We start from the raw sequence: 16,011 nt of genomic DNA, 5'->3' as shown, positions 1-16,011 counted from the left end.
AGATGACGCAGACTGCTCCCAAGGTCTCCATCCTCGTGCCCATATACAACACGGAAACGTACCTCGGAACGTGCCTCGATTCGCTCGTAGGCCAGACGCTGAAGGACATCGAAATCATCTGCATCAACGACGGTTCTACCGATTCCTCGCTGGATATCATGCGTTCCTATTCCGCGAAGGATGCGCGCGTGCGCATCATCGACAAGCAGAACACCGGCTACGGCGATTCCATGAACCAGGGTCTTGCCGCTGCGCGTGGTGAGTACATCGGCATCGTCGAACCCGACGACTTCGTTTCCAAACGTGCGTTCGCTGCGTACGTGAAGTCTGCCGAGCGCTATGGCGCCAGCGTGGTGAAGGCGAATTACCGCGAGCATAGCGAAGGCTCGTGGCGCGATCCCCTGGCCGTGGTCTATGGCCAGTTTTCCTACAACAAGCCGTTTTGCCCGGCCGATAACCCCGCTATCGTGAACACCACGCCGAGCATTTGGGCGGGTTTGTATCGCCGCGACTTCATCTTGGGGCAGGGAATTAGCTTCAGCCAGACGCCAGGTGCCTCGTTCCAGGACGCTTCGTTCGCCCACCAGTGCTGGATCGCCGCTCCGCGCGTCGTGCTTCTTCGCCAGGGCTACCTGCATTACCGCATCGATAACCAGGCAAGCTCCTCTAAGTCGTCCGCCAAGGTGTTCCAGGTTTGCTACGAATACCAGCGTACGTTTGATTTCCTAAGGAACCGTGGCCAGGACGCGTATCGCGCCTTCGCTCCGGCCCTGAACGCGGCGCGCTGGAATGGCTACAAGTGGAACTACAATCGCATTTCCGACGACAACCACCTGGCGTTTGCCCAGCAGTGGGCGCGCGAGATGGTCGATGCCCGCGAGGAGGGCATGCTCGACCTGTCGCTGCTGCCCGCGTCCGATGCGGAAAACGCCCAGCTCCTCATGAGCGATGCGCAGGAGTTTTGCAATCGCTTTCCCGACGAAATCGCCTAGCTGTCACTTATGTTTAATGGCCGCAAACGCCTGCGTTCGCGGGTAGGCTACGCCCGTTATGGGGTACTCTAAATGCTTATGTATGGCGTAGATAGCAAGAGGTAATCAGTGAGTCGCAAGAAGAAAGATTACAACGTGCCGCGTGGCGCCAATCGAATGCAGGGCAATCCCTACGCCCAGAACCCCTATGGTGGGTACGGCAATGGGGCGTATGGCGCGAATGGCGGCTATTCCGCGTACCAGAATGGCGGATATGCCCAGCCGCATCAGGCGTATGGTCGTCCGGCGAATGTCCAGAGCCCGTATTCCCAGAATCCCTACGGCCAGCCCCAGTACGGCAGGAACCCGTATACGAATAACACGCAGGGCCAGCCTTACGACTACGCTTCCAGCGCACGTCGTCAGAATGCCCAGCAGGGTCAGTACAACCCCTATACGCGCCAGGCCCAGCAGAACGCCTATCAGGCGGCCATGGGCGGCGCTCCCCAGAACGCATACAACTATCAGGGCTATTCCCGGGCTGCACAAGACCAGCCCGTCCACGGCCGGCATGCCAAGGGCGCTGGCGAGGCGTATGGCTCCCATGCGAGCATGCCCTCTACCACGGGCACTATTGGCAAGCGCAAGATGAAGCGCGGCAAGAAGATCGCCCTTATCGTCCTGGGCGTCATCTTGGCCCTGCTGCTGCTTGCGGGGGCGGCGTTCGCCTGGTACATGAGTTCCATTGATAGCGCCATGAAGCTCGACGATGCCGATGGCGTGAACGCCGCGCTTACCGACACGGCCATGGACGAGCCCTTCTACGTGCTCCTTCTGGGCAGCGATTCGCGCGAAGGCTCGTCTACGGAATCGTATAACACCACCAATGCGTCCGACGTGATCATCCTGGCGCGCGTAGATACCACGAACAAGCAGGTCACGCTCGTGTCCATTCCGCGTGATACCGCATGGACGGACAGCTCGGGCAATACCGTGAAGCTCGACCAGGCCTACCAGGAAGGTGGCGCCGCCACGAGCATCAAGGCGGTCGAGGGCATTACCGGCGTGAACATCAGCCATTATGCCGAGATTCGCTTTGCCCAGTTCGAGGAGCTCATCGATTCCCTTGGCGGCATCGACGTGAACGTGCCCACTACCGTTTCCTATGCTGACGCGCTTACGGGCGAGCAGGTCACGGTGGAAGCTGGCGAGCAGACGCTCAACGGGCAGGAAGCGCTCATCTTCGCGCGCGCCCGCCACGATTACGCCTCCGACGAGGAATCCAACAGGCAGAAGGCCGTTCGTCAGATTGTGGGTGCCATCGTCACGAAGATTCAGTCGAAGTCGGCCACCGAGCTCCCCGGCACCATCATGAAGATTGCCTCGTGCGTGGGAACCGACCTCAATAGCCAGGAGCTGCTTCAGCTTGCCCTGGCATTCAATGGCGGCGTTACCATGTACAGCGGAAGCGGTCCCTCGGCGGGCGATTATGATTCCGCCATGGGTGGCCTCTGGTTCTGCTACGATGACCCCACGGGGTGGTCGAAGCTCATGCAGGTTGTGAATTCCGGGGGCGACCCCTCTTCCGTAAGCTATTCGGGCGACGTGGTCACGCTGCCAGGATCTACGGAGGAAGTGACGGTCTCCTAAGAGGATAGACGCGCGGGGCTGGCGCAATGCAGGGTTTGCGTCGCATGGGTCCCGTTCGTTGAAATGGGAAAGGAATAGGGGAAATGAAGAGGAATGTTGCGAAAGCGCTAGCGCTTGCCCTGGCTCTTTGCCTTGGCGTATTTGGCTTGTCGGGGTGCTTCTGCTCGAAGCAGGAGACCACTCAGGAAGAGCCAACTTCGAATGTGTCGGATAGCAAGCCCGAAGTGGTTGTTCCCACCGAACCGTTCTACGTGCTCGTGGTGGGCGACGATAGCCGTACGGGCACCATCGAGGCGGAGAAGGAGAACCAGTCCGATACCGTCATGCTGGTGCGTGTCGACCCCACGACGTATCACATCACCATAGTTACCATTCCGCGCGATACCACCACGAACATCAACGGCACCGATACGAAGTTCGACCAGGCGTATCAGTATTACGGTATCGAGGGCACCGTTCAGGCTGCCGAGGACCTTACGGGCGTGAAGATCTCGTACTACCTCGACATGGGCTTTGTGGGCTTCGTCGACTTCGTTAACGACATCGACGGCGTCGACGTTACCGTGCCCATGACCATTTCCCTCACCGACATCATCACGGGCAACAAGATCACCGTCGAAGAAGGCGACCAGCATCTGAACGGCAACGAGGCCCTGGTGTACGCTCGCGTGCGCAAGGCGTACGGCGACGACATGGAGGCCATTCGCCAGACGCAGGACCGCCAGGTTCTGCAGAAGCTCATCACCAAGGTGAGCCAGATGCCCGCCGATCAGGCGAGCGCCGTCGTGCCCGTGTTCGTTTCCGCGCTCACCAATACCAACATGGATTCTGAAGTACTCGCGAAGCTGGTCGAGAACTTCTGCAATAACAGTGGCTCCATCACGTTTGATTCCACGAGCGGCCCGTATCAGGGCAGCATCGTGAACGACATCTGGCTTATCCCGCGCGACGAGGAAGCGTGGGCCGAGCTCATGGCCGTGGTGGATGCTGGCGGCGATCCTGCCACCGTTATCGCCCCCAAGAACGTCAACTAACGCAATGCGCAGTCCGCAAGCCGTCTCATCAGCGAAGACGCGTGTGGGTTGCGCCGTTGTGTGGTAGACTTACCGGGTTGCATTAGCTGGATGGACACAGATTGATAAAGACACTCACCAATATCCTGAAGGACAACTGGGAATGGCGTACGCAAATTGGCCATCTCGCTGTCTTCGAACTGAAGAAGCGCGCGCGTGGCGCCGTGCTCGGATGGGCGTGGCTCGCCATCAAGCCCATCGTCTTCGTTGTCGTTTTCTGGTTTGCTCTTGAAATTGGCTTGCGCGCAAGCAGCACCACGTCGGGGGCGTATCCGTACTTCGTGTGGCTCGTTGCGGGCCTTATCCCGTGGTTCTTCATGTCCGACATGACCAATACCGGTTCCGACGTACTGCATAGGTATCCGTACCTGGTCAACAAGGTGAAGTTTCCGCTCAGCGGCATTTCCACGTTGTATACGCTTTCCACCTTGCTCATCAATTCGGTGCTGTTCGTGATCCTCATGGTCATCTATACGGCGTATGGCATGCCTTGGGATATCTACCTCATTCAGGTTCCCATCCTGCTTGTGCTCATGTCGGTGTTCTGGAATATGGTTTCCATCATGAACTCGCAGCTCTCGGGCATGAGCAAGGACTTCGGCCAGCTCATGAAGGCGTTGAACAACCCGTTCTTCTGGCTTTCGGGCATCCTGTTCAACATGCAGATTCTGGGCCCTGCGGGCTTCGGCTGGGCGGCCGACATCATGCTGTTCAATCCCATCACGTTCTTCGTTACCGCATTTCGCGATGCGCTCTGCGAAAAGGTCTGGTTCTGGGAAGACCCGGTCTTCTTTGGATGCTTCTGCATCGTCTTCGTGGTAACGCTTGTCGTGATGGTTCTGGTGTATCGCCACTTCAACGAGGAGGTGTCCGATGCCCTCTAGCGCCGAGGAAAAGCTTCATCAGGTGCGCCTCGTACGTGATGCGCACAAGACCACCAGCGATGAGACCGCCATCCGCTTCGAGCACGTTACCAAGCAGTACAAGCTGTACAAGAACGAACGCAGCCGCTTCCTGGGCATCTTCAATACGAGGTCGCGCTCCTTGGTGGGCGTGGTGAATGCCAATGACGATTTGTCCTTCGAGGTGAAGAAGGGCGAGGCCGTAGCGTTGGTCGGTCGCAATGGTGCTGGCAAGTCCACCGCTCTGAAGATGATTACAGGCGTAAGCCACCCCACGAGTGGCACCATCACCGTGAACGGCCGGGTGAGCGCTCTGCTCGAGCTGAACGCCGGCTTCGATGGTCAGCTTACGGGTCGCGAGAACCTGGCGCTTCGCAGCCAGGTGCTGGGCATGACCAAGGCGGAGTTCCACGAGGTGGAAGAGCAAATCGTCGAGTTCGCGGAACTGGGCATCTACATTGACCAGCCCATGAAGATGTATTCGAGCGGCATGAAGGCCCGCCTGGGCTTTGCGTTGGCTGCCACCATCGAGCCCGACATCCTCGTAGTCGACGAGGCTCTTTCCGTGGGCGATCGCAAGTTCCGCGCGAAGTGCATCGAGCGCATGTCCGACATCATGTCGAACAAAGACGTGACCATCATGTTCGTGACGCACGAGTCCAAGGCTGCTCAGGAATTCTGCACGAGGGGCATTGTTCTGGAACAGGGCAAAATGATGTACGATGGTGACATCGAGGACGCTGTCGATTACTACAACAACGAAATCATTCAGCTGCCCGACAATGGCAAAAGCGCGCCAAACGCATCAGCGTAAAACACGTAGGGGGAGCGCGGGGTAGCCCGCGCTCGTTGGTTTTTAGACGATACGCATTCGATAGATAGAGGACGTAATGGTTTACGCGGCAATTCTCGCAGGCGGTTCGGGCACCCGTATGGGCAACCCCAACAAGCCCAAGCAGTTTTGGATGATGGGCGATCGCCCGGTAATCGTGCACACCATCGAGAAGTTTTGCCTGGTCGACGAGTTTCAGAAGATCATCGTGCTGTCTCCGGCAACGTGGCTGCAGCAGACGCAGGATATCGTGAGCCGCTACCTGGGTACATTCCAGCATCGCATTGACATCGTGGCGGGCGGCGCCGAGCGCAACGATACCATCATGAACGCCGTCGGCCATATCGAGAAGACGTATGGTATGGACGACGACACCATTATCGTCACGCACGATGCCGTGCGCCCCTTTGTCGATTACCGCATCATCGTGGAGAACATCGCTGCAGCGCGCGAGTATGGTGCTTGCGATACGGTGATTCCCGCCACCGACACCATCGTCCATAGCGTCGACTCCAGCATGATTGCCTCCATTCCGAATCGCGCGGAATACTATCAGGGCCAGACGCCCCAGTCCTTCAATGCCAAGCGCCTGAAGAAGCTCTTCCTGGAGCTTACCGACGACGAAAAGGCCATTCTCACCGATGCGTGCAAGGTGTTCGTTCTGAAGGGCGAAAAGGTTGCCATGGTCCGTGGCAGCGAGAGTAACATCAAGCTCACGTATACCAGCGACATGCGCATAGCCCGCGCCATGATGGAACAGGAAGAAGAGGGGCATCATGCTTAATTGCGTGTATCGCCTGGTTTCGCCGCGCACCATCGAGCCCGTGCAGGTCGATGTGGCGGTTGGCCCCGAAGATGTCGTCGTGCGTCCTACGCACCTTTCCATCTGCAATGCAGATCAGCGCTACTTTCAGGGGCGCCGTTCCGCGCGCGCCATGGCGAAGAAACTGCCCATGGCCCTTATCCATGAGGGAATTGGTCGTGTGGCTTGGAGTTCGAATGGTATGTTCGAGCCTGGTCAGCGCGTCGTTATGCTGCCGAACAACCCCGTGGAGACCGATGACGTCATCAAGGAAAACTACCTTCGCAGCAGCCAGTTCTGCGGCAGCGGATACGATGGCTTCATGCAGGAACTGGTTGTGCTGCCCACTTCTCGCGTCATTGCGCTTCCTGATTCCATCTCCGATGAAGTGGCGGCGTTTACCGAACTGGTGAGCGTTGCCGTTCATGCGGTTTCGCGGTTTGGCGAAATTGCCCATGTGCGTCGCGAGACGGTGGGCGTATGGGGCGATGGCAACGTGGGCTTCATCGTGTCGCTCGTCTTGCGTTCCATGTATCCCAACATGAACATCGTGGTGTTTGGGCGCAATGCCTACAAGCTTGCCGACTTTACGTTCGTGGACCAGACGTTTCTTACCACCGATGCGGCGAATGCGCCGCTCATCGACCACGCCTTCGAGTGCTGCGGCGGTGATGGGGCAGCGTCGGCCATTGGGCAGATCATCGATACCATCAAGCCCGAGGGAACCATTTCCCTCATGGGCGTTTCCGAGAACCCCGTTCCCGTGAATACGCGCATGGTGCTGGAAAAGGGCCTGCGCATGTTTGGCAGCAGCCGGAGCGGTCGCTTGGATTTCGAGCGCACGCTGCAGCTGTACCGCGAGCATCCGCAGATTGCCAGTTACCTGGAGTCCCTGGTGGGCACGGTGAACGACGTCGCGTCCATTCGCGATATCGCGCATGCGTTCGACGCCGATGCGCGTAAGCCCATGGGCAAGACCATCATGCGTTGGAATATGTAGCGCTTAGTTCGTGAACCATATGCGAAAACGGCGCCGCATTCCCGAGGGGAGTGTGGCGCCGTTGCATGTGCACTCGTGTTGTAGGGCGCTACAGGGCCGATTCCATGGCGTAACGCATGACGTCGGAGCGACTGAGCATGCCGGCTATCTTGCCGTTTTCGGTTACGGGTATCTTCTTGAGCTTGTACTGGGCGAGCAAGCCGCATGCCTCCTTGAGCGATGAGCCTGCCGAAATGGTGATGACGTGATCGGTGGCGATGGCGCTTACGGGCAGTTCTAGCAGCTCGTGTAGACGTTCGTCGACGCTTTGGCTGTTCACGGCTTCCATGAAGGTGTAGGGGCCGCTAATGGCGGGGTGCTTGTCGGCGAGGAACCGCATGATGTCGCCATCGGAGACGAATCCGACGAGCTTTCCGTTTTCGTCAACAAGGGGCATCCCGCTAACATGATGCTCGATCAGGCTGCGCATCGCCTTGCGTACGGGGATGTTTGGGGTAAGGCTGTATACCTCCGTGTTCATGATGCTGCCCAAGACCGAGGATGCGGCGGGCGTGTGTTCCGCTTGCTGCCTTTGCGCCGTGATGCGCTTGCGCGCGGCGAGCGAATGGGGGACGGCGATGGCAAGGCCCACCGTGGCGATGCCTGCGCCCACGAGCATTGCTATGCGGAAGCCCTCGGCAACGGCTAGGGCGTCGGGGATGCCCTGTGCTGCGGCGGCTGCCTGCGTCGAGGAAAGGATTCCCATGTAGAGCGAAGGCCCAATGCATGCGGCAATCTGCAGGAAGGTCGTATTGAGCGCGACTCCGAAGGGGTTGAGTTCTGGCGGGAGCGTTCGCAGGCCTGATGTTTGCGAGGGAGAAAAGACCATGCCGATGCCGATGAGCGCGACAAGCGCCGCCATGAACATCGACTCTACCGATTGCTGCGAGCTTACGATCGATGCCAAGACGAAGCCGACGAGCGTTACGGCAAATCCCGCGGGGATGAGTGGCCACTCTCCGAAGGTATCCATGGCGCGTCCGGCGAATATCGTGCATAGGGCATTCGCGAGCACGGGGACGAGGATTACCATGCCGGCGGCGAAGGCTTCCATGCCCAGCGCCCCTTCGAAGTACTGGGGCAACATGACCGAAAGCGAGAAGCTGCTCATCATGGCAATGGTGGTGAGAATGACCGTGGGCCAAAACGATCGCATGCGCAGGGGCGCAAGATCGATGAGCGGATGCTCGCAGCGTACTTGCCGCCAGGCGAATAGCGCAATCGAGGCGACCGCGATGACGAGCGCGACTCCTGCGATTACTGCGTTGATCGTGAGTTCTGCGAGCCCGTATGTAAGCGACGTGAGCAACGTCGCGGAAAGTGCGACGGAGGGGATATCCAGGTTTTCCCGTACCGTCTGCAGGTTGCGTACGAACGGGATGCCGAGTAGGGCAATGACGATGGAAGTCAGAATGGGGATGAGAAATACGCTGTGCCAGCCCAGGGCCGACACGAGGCCTCCCGTTACGACGGGTGCGAGCGCGGGACCGAACGTGATCGTGCAACTGCCGATGGCGACGAACGTGGCGATGCGATTGCGGGGGCTTACGACAAGGACGCTGTTTATCATCAGCGGAATGAATATGCCGCTGCCCAATGCCTGAACGAGGCGGGCGCATAGCAGCATGGCGAAGCTGGAGGATACGATGCCAAGGATGGATCCAGCTGCCGTGCAGGCTACGGCGCTGTAGAAGAGCGCCTTGAGGGGAACGCGGCGGAAGAGGAACGCCATGCAGCTTACCACTAGCGTGGCCACGATCATGTAGCCGCTTACGAGCCATTGCGATGTGGCCGAGTCGATGCCGTACTCGCCCATGATGGGCACGAGGGCCATATTGAGGAGGTTCTCGTTGAAGCCTCCGAGGAAGGCTCCTGCGTATAGTACGACCAGGAAGGGGACGGCGGAAGAAGAGCCGGGTGTGTTCGTATTGCTTGTGGGCATGCCTAACCTTTCTCGTTGTGCAAGATGCGGCACTGTTCTATGCCGCATTGCGGTTGCGGCGATGCTATTCGCTTGTAGGTGGGAATATGCACGCGCGGCAGCTGGGCTTACGCATGGTCGCTGCTCACTGCGCATATCAGTGTATCAGAGCGTGGATGCGCCTTCGAAAATCTCCGCATGGCATTGGTGCTGAATGCGCATGGGCTGGGTGCATGACGCATGCGCCATGCGTCGAGGAACAAGATGCCGAACGCGTCTCGCTTTAGCGCCCGTTTGCGTTGCTGTGCAGCACGAAATGGCTGCGCTTCGTTTCCAGGATGCCGTCGTCGCGCATTTTCGAAATCTCGTTCGACATGGCGCTTCTGTCGACTCCCAGGTAGTTCGCGAGCTGCTGGCGGTTGAATGGGATGTCGAACTCGTTGCTTCCCGCGCGTTCCGACTCGTGCGAAAGATACGAGAGCAGCTTGCCGCGAATGGACTTTGGGGTGGTGTGGAACAGCTGCTGGGAAAGCCCCAGGCTGCGTCGAGCGATCATCGTGGTGAGCTTCAGCGAGAGATGGCGGTGGTGCGGACACGCGTGAGGGCAGGTGGAGAGCGCCTTGCTCGCATTGAGGAACATGATGCGTGAGTCTTCCTGCGCGATGACGTCCACCATAAGGGGTTCGTTGGGTATGGCCGCCTGTTCTTCGCAGAACAGCTCGCCGGTCGAGCAGGTGCGCATAACGCGCGCGTCACCCCATATGTCCACGTTCTCGATGTAGACGCTGCCTTCTAGCACGAGCCCGATTTCGGACGTCATGTCGCCCATGTGGAATACGTATTCGCCGCTTCGGTAGGTTTTCACGTGGGACCCCAGGCACCCTAGCATCGAATCGATGTCCTCTTCGCTCGTGCTTCCAAAGAGCTCGGTGCGCTTGAGCGCTGACGTTTCGTTCATGGGGGTCCTCTTCTCGTAGGTGGGGTGGGGCGTTTGGCCCTAGGTTCGTGAAGATTGCTTGTTGCGGGATATCATATCCGCTCATTGTTGTAATCGCAACATACTTTTTCGGTGGGCGCAGATACTCTGCAGGAAGACGACGATTAGTGAGGAGCAATGGTGATTCGAAAGATTATCGAAATCAACGAAGAGGCATGCAATGGCTGCGGCATCTGCGTGGATGCCTGCCATGAGGGTGCCATCGAGATCATCAACGGCAAGGCCCGCCTGGTGCGCGACGACTTCTGCGATGGTCTGGGCGACTGCCTGCCCGAGTGTCCCATGGGCGCCATTTCGTTCGTGGAGCGCGAGGCCGCTGCGTATGACGAGGCGGCAGTTGCAGCTTCCAAGGCGAAGCAGGCTGCGTTTGCTGCGGCGGCTCATCGCCATGCAGGTGGCGGCTGCCCCGGTTCGGCTATGCGAACGTTCGACCGGTCCGCGCAGGCGGCTGCGAGCGCTCCTGCGTCATCTGCGGTGACGTGCGAATCGCAGCTGACGAACTGGCCCGTGCAGATCAAGCTCGTACCTACGCGTGCGCCGTATTTCGATGGGGCCAACCTGCTTATCGCCGCGGATTGCTGCGCGTATTCGTATGCGGCGTTTCACCAGGACTTCATTCGCAATCACGTATGCGTTATCGGTTGTCCCAAGCTTGACATGGTGGACTACACCGAAAAGCTGACCGCGATCATCGCGAACAACGACATCAAGAGCGTTGTCGTAACGCGCATGGAGGTGCCTTGCTGCGGTGGTCTGGAACATGCGGCCGTTGAGGCTCTGAAGGCGAGCGGCAAGTTCATTCCCTGGAGGGTCGTTACGTTTTCCCTGGATGGCCGCATACTCGAATAACGCTTCGACTCATCGTGTTGACTGCGAAGGGAGCCATCCCGTGGGATGGCTCCCTTTTCGTGTTTCGCCATGCCTACTTCTCGCTCTGCGAAAGGTAGGCGATGTACTCGTTTCCCCAGGTTTCGAGTGCGGAAAGCACGTTCTTGAACTTCATGCCCACCTCGCTGAGCTCGTATTCCACGTTGGGCGGTATTTCGGAATGGACGCGGCGGAGGACCAAGCCATCGTTGACGAGCGTCTTGAGCTGACGGGAGAGCGTCGTGTGCGTCATGCTTTCGGGCATGCGCCGTTGCAGTTCGTTGAAGCGCACGGGTCCATCCTGCAAGAGGTGGAGGATGTAGAGCGACCATTTTCCGCTGAGGACCTTTTGGGAGGTTACGTACGGGCACTTTCCAAAGAGTTCGTTCTGCTGCATGTTTGTCCTTCTAGGTATCGTAAATGATACTGGTATCAAAAAATATCGTACTTGCTTAGGCGAGACTACACTTGTTAAATGGTCCCTGCAACTGGTAAGAGCGAATACGAAAGGCATGCTCATGGAAAAAGCTCTCGACTATTTGGCGAAAAGCGGAACGTTCTACCTGGCTACGGTAGACGGCGATGTTCCCCAGGTTCGTCCCTTCGGCGCGGTATGCGAGTTCGAAGGCAAGCTGTACATCGTCACCAACAATCAGAAGGACGTGTACAAGCAGATGAAGGCTAATCCGCATGTTGCGGTAAGCGGCATGGTCGAGGGCACGTGGATTCGTCTGCGTGGTGTTGTGGCGGAAGACGAGCGTCGCGAGGCTCGCGTTGCCATGCTCGAGGCCAATCCTACGCTGACGAGCATGTACTCGGCTGACGATGGTCTCATGACCGTCTTCCGTTTCGAAGAGGGAACGGCTACGGTGTGCTCCTTCACCGATGCTCCCGTCGAGTACGCGCTGTAGGATTTCGGCTTATATAGCGCATGGCCCATGCACATGATGCTTAGGCGTCCGCTTCCGGTATGGGAAGCGGGCGCTTTTGCGGTTTGTCGTTGCGACATCCTGCGTAGCGGATGTCCTGGTCGTAGTATCATCTATCCAAAAGGGGAGGGATGATATGAGGACGACGCAGCTTGAGTACTTCAAGTCGGTGGCCCGTACGCTCAGCTTTACGCGTGCGTCGGAGGAATGCCATGTTGCGCAGCCGGCTATTAGCCAGCAGATCAAGGCGCTCGAAGATGAGCTTGGGTTCCCGCTGTTCGTGCGCTCCACGAAGGGCGTCCAGCTAACGGCGGCGGGCAGAGCGTACTACCACGATACGCTGGGCGTTATCGATGCGCTCGACAAGTCGGCCAAGCGTGCGCGCGCCATCGCGGAGGGCTCTGCGGGCGTGCTTACGGTGGGCGTGGCCAATTCTGGTCAGACGGCCTACTTCGACGCCCTGCGCGGTTTCATGGCCAGCTATCCCGAGGTCGAGCTGCGCCTGGCTCGTTCGCGTTCCCTTACGCAGCTTCAGGAGCTGCATGATGGCGCCTACGACATCATGGTCACTGCGGTGAACGAAGATGCGAAGGCGGTTTCCTATGCCGCGGTAGAGGTGAACGAGCTGTGCATCGTGGCGAGCGCCGATCATCCCCTTGCCAACGCGAAGGGGCTCGTTCCTTCCGATTTGCTTTCCTTTCCGCACATCATCGCCGATTGCGAGAACCAGGCTCTCGTGTATCAAACGTATCCGTATCTGGAAGGCTCTCCGGAAACGCCGCTCGTGCGCGCCGAAGACCAGGACATCGCCCTGGCAGACATGATCATGGGCTTGGGCGTGGAGGCTATGCCCGTGCACGTGGCGCAAGAGCTGGGAGCCGATTCCTGCATTCTGGATGTCGTGGGGTATCGTGCGAGCCTTGCCGTGGGATGGGCGTATCTTGCGAGCAACGACAACCCTGCGCTCGCCAAATTTCTCGAGTTCTTGAACTAGCGCATTACATCGGTCTATAAGCCTTTCTTATCGATTCCCGTAAAACCGATATTTTACGAATGGTCGCCCGCGGAATAGGGTAGGGCCATATTGGAAACACGGAGGGAAAAGAGGGAACTATGGCTGAAATCTCACGCCGTAATTTTCTGACGGGTGCGGGCCTTGCGCTTGCCGGCATTGCGGGAGCGGGTGCGCTTTCTGGGTGCGCTCAATCCAAGGGCTCTGCCGATAAGGCGGCTTCCGCCGAAACGAGCGAAATCAAGACGGCTGACGAAACGCGCGACGCCGATATCGTTATCGTGGGCTCTGGCGCCTGCGGTTGCTTTGCCGCATACGAGGCCGCAAAGCAGGGCGTGAAGAACATCCTGGTCGTTACCAAGTCGGGTAACGCAACCGACTCGAACTTCAACGAGATCAGCGGCACGTGCGCCGTCGAAACCGAGGGCACACGTTCGATTGGCCAGACGTTCACGCTCGTCGACCTGTACAAGCACATGATCGCCTATGCTCATTGGACGGTGAACGCCAAGCTGCTGCGCAAGTGCACCATGTTGCTGGCGGAAGATATCGACATCCTCACGAAGATGGGCGTCGAAACGCAGATCTTGGGCGATCGCTACAACGTTGGCTTTACCGACGTGCATGGCTTCATGACTCCCGATAAGGGCCAGCCCATCGAGCAGTACCTTACGGGCGAGGGCGTCGAGTTCATGTATGGCGCTCCCGCAACGCACATCCTCATGGAGGACGGCGTGGCCAAGGGCGTGCAGTGCGAGCAAAAGGGCAAGGTCATCAACGTGAATGCCAAGGCCGTGCTCGTGTGCACGGGTGGCTACATGGCCAACGAGGAAATGCTCACCGAGATCTACGGCGGTGTCGAAATCGCCAACATGGGTTCGAAGAACAATACGGGCGACGGCCAGAAGATGGTGCTCGAGGCGGGCGGTATGGAAGATCGCATCCATGGCCTGGGCATGAACGACATCTACGGCATGAACAAGAAGTCGACGCTTTCCGTGTTCAACGCCAACCCCCTCATGCAGCTTGCCTTCTATGGCGGTCTGGTAACCGATCCTTCTGGTAAGCGCTTCCTGGACGAGTACATGCTGGCTCAGCAGCCCATGAGCGGTGGTGGCGAGGCCACGCTGCATCAGAAGCGCTACTACGCCATCTTCTCGGGCAACGTGGTGAACTCCATGGCAACCCAGAGCTACTACGCTTCCATTGGCTCTCCTGCCGTATGGACGTCTGCCATGACCATGTTCAACGCCCCCATCCCCGACCTGGAGAGCAACCTGAAGAAGGGCAAGGACGAAGGCTGGATCTACGAAGGCGAGACCATCGACGAGCTGGCAAAGGCTGCGGGCCTGACCGACCTGCCCGAAACGGTGAAGAGCTACGATGCCATGGTTGCCGCCAAGGACGATACCGAGTTCTACAAGCGCGAAGAGTTCCTGTGGCCTGTGGAAGATGGCTCCAGCGTGTACTACGCATTCGAGTACAACCCGAGCGCCTTCAACACGTTTGGCGGTGCGCGCACCGACGATGATTGTCGCGTCCTCGATGTTGACCTCGAGCCGATTCCCGGCCTGTATGTTGGCGGCGTCGAGAACGGCAGCCTGTTCTGCACGCCGTACTATGACTGCGGCGGTTCCTGCTCGGGCCTGTCCATGGCTTCCGGCCGTATTGCCGCCCAGCATATGGCGGAGTACATCAAGCAGGCGTAAAGCGTCTCGTCTCCTGCTTGACTGTCTGCATAGCGCACCGCGGCACCGTGCCGCTGCGTCATAGCCGAATGGGAACCCTCCCTCCCATTCGGTTAGCAAAGAAAACGCGCCCACCTCTGCAGCGGTGGGCGCGTTTGCGCGTGCATGCAAGGCAGAAGCTAGCCCTTCCAGAAGTCGCGCTTCAGGTTCTCGCGGTTTTCCTGGTTCGTCTTCTTCAGGATGTTGTGCACGTGCGCTTTGATGGTGCCCAGTGCCAGCGTGAGCTCGTTGGCGATGTTCTGATTATCGCGGCCCAGTAGGATGAGGTGCAGCACCTCGCCTTCGCGCTCGGAAAGGCCGTAGCGTCTGCAATAGACGGGAAGCAGCTCTTCGATATGATGCTCGATAGGCACGTCCTCACGTTGGGGCGGTCGTTCGAATCGAATGGCCAGCGTATGGGCGGACCCGCGTATGGAAAACCAGGCAAGTACGAGGAGCATGACATTCTCGCTGAAGTTGCGCTCGGAAAGGTACAGCGGGAAATCCGACGAAACGAAGCCAGGGTCGAGTAGCAGGATGACCACGGTGTCTTCGAGCAGAATGCAGAGCACCAGCAGGGAACAGGCGATGAAGGGCTTTCTGAATCGCTCGAGGCGGATGATCTCCACCGGGTCGCTCGCGCGCCTGCGACGATGGATGCCATATAGCGAAATGAAAATGAGGAACGCCTGGCGCATGGAATAGTACAGGAACTGGCGCCAGGGCCCTTCGGGCAGCAGGAAGAGAACGGCGAGGCTGCCCACGAAGAACGCTACCAGCGGTCCGAACTCCAACGTGCGGTTATGCACGTCCAGATAGTCGCACACGATGAGCCAGAGGCATTGCAGGAACCCGCCGCCTACGATCATCTTCAGGATGGGGTAGTTGATGGCGTAGTACTGCGTGGAGTCGAAGACGAGGTTCTGCGACAGGAACTCTTCCTGGAAGATGAACGACACGTCGAAGAGGTAGAACAGGAACATGCCGGCGGCGTACAGAAACACCTTGCGATGGCATACTAGATGCGCGGAAACGCATACGGAAGCGGTGAGCGCGCAAATCACCAGAAGCGTGAGCGTGTATACGAAGAAAACCAGGCTCAAGATGCATTCTCCCCAAACGATGCAGTCTATTGAGGGAGAGTTTATCGCATGCGCGGGCGTTTAAACCACCGAACTTTGTCGCGATTGTCCATTCGAATGAAATCCCAGCTCAGGCGCTGGGTTAATTTGGGTATAGGCGTTTTGTCGCCAAATTAATCCCGATTATTTCTTTTCAATTCCCCCTCC

General features: G+C 58.4%; 15 protein-coding genes. 11 read left to right on the top strand and 4 right to left on the bottom strand.

Going from position 1 to position 16,011, the window contains the following annotated elements:
• Positions 1–2: 2 nt before the first annotated feature.
• The 7 genes from E7002_RS01955 to E7002_RS01925 all read left to right on the top strand — a co-directional run bounded on the left by E7002_RS01955 (position 3) and on the right by E7002_RS01925 (position 7,230).
• The gene (locus E7002_RS01955) at positions 3–992 is read left to right on the top strand and encodes a glycosyltransferase (RefSeq protein ID WP_303727243.1); all 990 of its coding nucleotides are present in this window, start codon (positions 3–5) and stop codon (positions 990–992) included.
• A 108-nt stretch (positions 993–1,100) separates the two neighbouring features.
• On the top strand, positions 1,101–2,621 hold the full coding sequence (locus E7002_RS01950) for an LCP family protein (protein ID WP_303727242.1): 1,521 nt from the start codon (positions 1,101–1,103) through the stop codon (positions 2,619–2,621).
• 83 nt (positions 2,622–2,704) lie between these two features.
• Positions 2,705–3,655, top strand: a complete 951-nt coding sequence (locus E7002_RS01945; RefSeq protein WP_303727241.1) for an LCP family protein — start codon at positions 2,705–2,707, stop codon at positions 3,653–3,655.
• A 101-nt stretch (positions 3,656–3,756) separates the two neighbouring features.
• Positions 3,757–4,578 (top strand): ABC transporter permease, encoded by an 822-nt coding sequence (locus E7002_RS01940; protein WP_303727240.1) that lies wholly within the window; start codon positions 3,757–3,759, stop codon positions 4,576–4,578.
• On the top strand, positions 4,568–5,410 hold the full coding sequence (locus tag E7002_RS01935) for an ABC transporter ATP-binding protein (protein ID WP_303727239.1): 843 nt from the start codon (positions 4,568–4,570) through the stop codon (positions 5,408–5,410). The genes E7002_RS01940 and E7002_RS01935 overlap by 11 nt, the downstream gene beginning before the upstream one ends.
• Before the next feature lie 76 nt (positions 5,411–5,486).
• Entirely contained in the window at positions 5,487–6,212 is a 726-nt protein-coding gene (locus E7002_RS01930; protein ID WP_303727238.1) for a 2-C-methyl-D-erythritol 4-phosphate cytidylyltransferase, read from the top strand.
• Positions 6,205–7,230, top strand: coding sequence for an alcohol dehydrogenase catalytic domain-containing protein (locus tag E7002_RS01925; protein ID WP_303727237.1), 1,026 nt, complete (start codon positions 6,205–6,207; stop codon positions 7,228–7,230). The genes E7002_RS01930 and E7002_RS01925 overlap by 8 nt, the downstream gene beginning before the upstream one ends.
• Before the next feature lie 88 nt (positions 7,231–7,318).
• Here E7002_RS01925 and E7002_RS01920 read toward each other — a convergent pair whose 3' ends face one another.
• Together E7002_RS01920 and E7002_RS01915 are read right to left on the bottom strand one after the other, a co-directional pair.
• Positions 7,319–9,211: an MFS transporter gene (locus E7002_RS01920; protein WP_303727236.1), complete on the bottom strand. Its 1,893-nt coding sequence runs from the start codon at positions 9,209–9,211 to the stop codon at positions 7,319–7,321.
• A 262-nt stretch (positions 9,212–9,473) separates the two neighbouring features.
• Positions 9,474–10,148, bottom strand: coding sequence for a Crp/Fnr family transcriptional regulator (locus E7002_RS01915; RefSeq protein ID WP_303727235.1), 675 nt, complete (start codon positions 10,146–10,148; stop codon positions 9,474–9,476).
• 156 nt (positions 10,149–10,304) lie between these two features.
• Here E7002_RS01915 and E7002_RS01910 point away from each other — a divergent pair, with 156 nt between their 5' ends.
• Positions 10,305–11,036, top strand: coding sequence for an ATP-binding protein (locus E7002_RS01910; protein ID WP_369692478.1), 732 nt, complete (start codon positions 10,305–10,307; stop codon positions 11,034–11,036).
• Between the two features lie 73 nt (positions 11,037–11,109).
• On the opposite strand, the gene E7002_RS01905 is transcribed toward E7002_RS01910, so the two are convergent.
• Positions 11,110–11,451, bottom strand: a complete 342-nt coding sequence (locus E7002_RS01905; RefSeq protein WP_303727233.1) for a helix-turn-helix domain-containing protein — start codon at positions 11,449–11,451, stop codon at positions 11,110–11,112.
• A gap of 121 nt (positions 11,452–11,572) precedes the next feature.
• On the opposite strand from E7002_RS01905, the gene E7002_RS01900 reads away from it, so the two are divergent.
• The 3 genes from E7002_RS01900 to E7002_RS01890 all read left to right on the top strand — a co-directional run bounded on the left by E7002_RS01900 (position 11,573) and on the right by E7002_RS01890 (position 14,704).
• Positions 11,573–11,965, top strand: coding sequence for a pyridoxamine 5'-phosphate oxidase family protein (locus E7002_RS01900; protein WP_303727232.1), 393 nt, complete (start codon positions 11,573–11,575; stop codon positions 11,963–11,965).
• A gap of 154 nt (positions 11,966–12,119) precedes the next feature.
• Positions 12,120–12,977 (top strand): LysR family transcriptional regulator, encoded by an 858-nt coding sequence (locus E7002_RS01895; protein WP_303727231.1) that lies wholly within the window; start codon positions 12,120–12,122, stop codon positions 12,975–12,977.
• Between the two features lie 119 nt (positions 12,978–13,096).
• Positions 13,097–14,704 (top strand): FAD-dependent oxidoreductase, encoded by a 1,608-nt coding sequence (locus E7002_RS01890; RefSeq protein WP_303727230.1) that lies wholly within the window; start codon positions 13,097–13,099, stop codon positions 14,702–14,704.
• Between the two features lie 158 nt (positions 14,705–14,862).
• Here the strand turns inward: E7002_RS01890 and E7002_RS01885 are convergent, their stop codons facing one another.
• Positions 14,863–15,825, bottom strand: coding sequence for a LuxR C-terminal-related transcriptional regulator (locus tag E7002_RS01885; protein ID WP_303727229.1), 963 nt, complete (start codon positions 15,823–15,825; stop codon positions 14,863–14,865).
• Positions 15,826–16,011: the final 186 nt, after the last annotated feature.

Origin of the sequence: Denitrobacterium detoxificans (assembly GCF_015062615.1) — a bacterium.
In the GTDB taxonomy this organism is placed as follows: Bacteria; Actinomycetota; Coriobacteriia; order Coriobacteriales; family Eggerthellaceae; genus Denitrobacterium; species Denitrobacterium detoxificans_A.
Note: the sequence above shows the minus strand (reverse complement) of the source record. Positions and strands in the feature narration are given on the sequence as shown.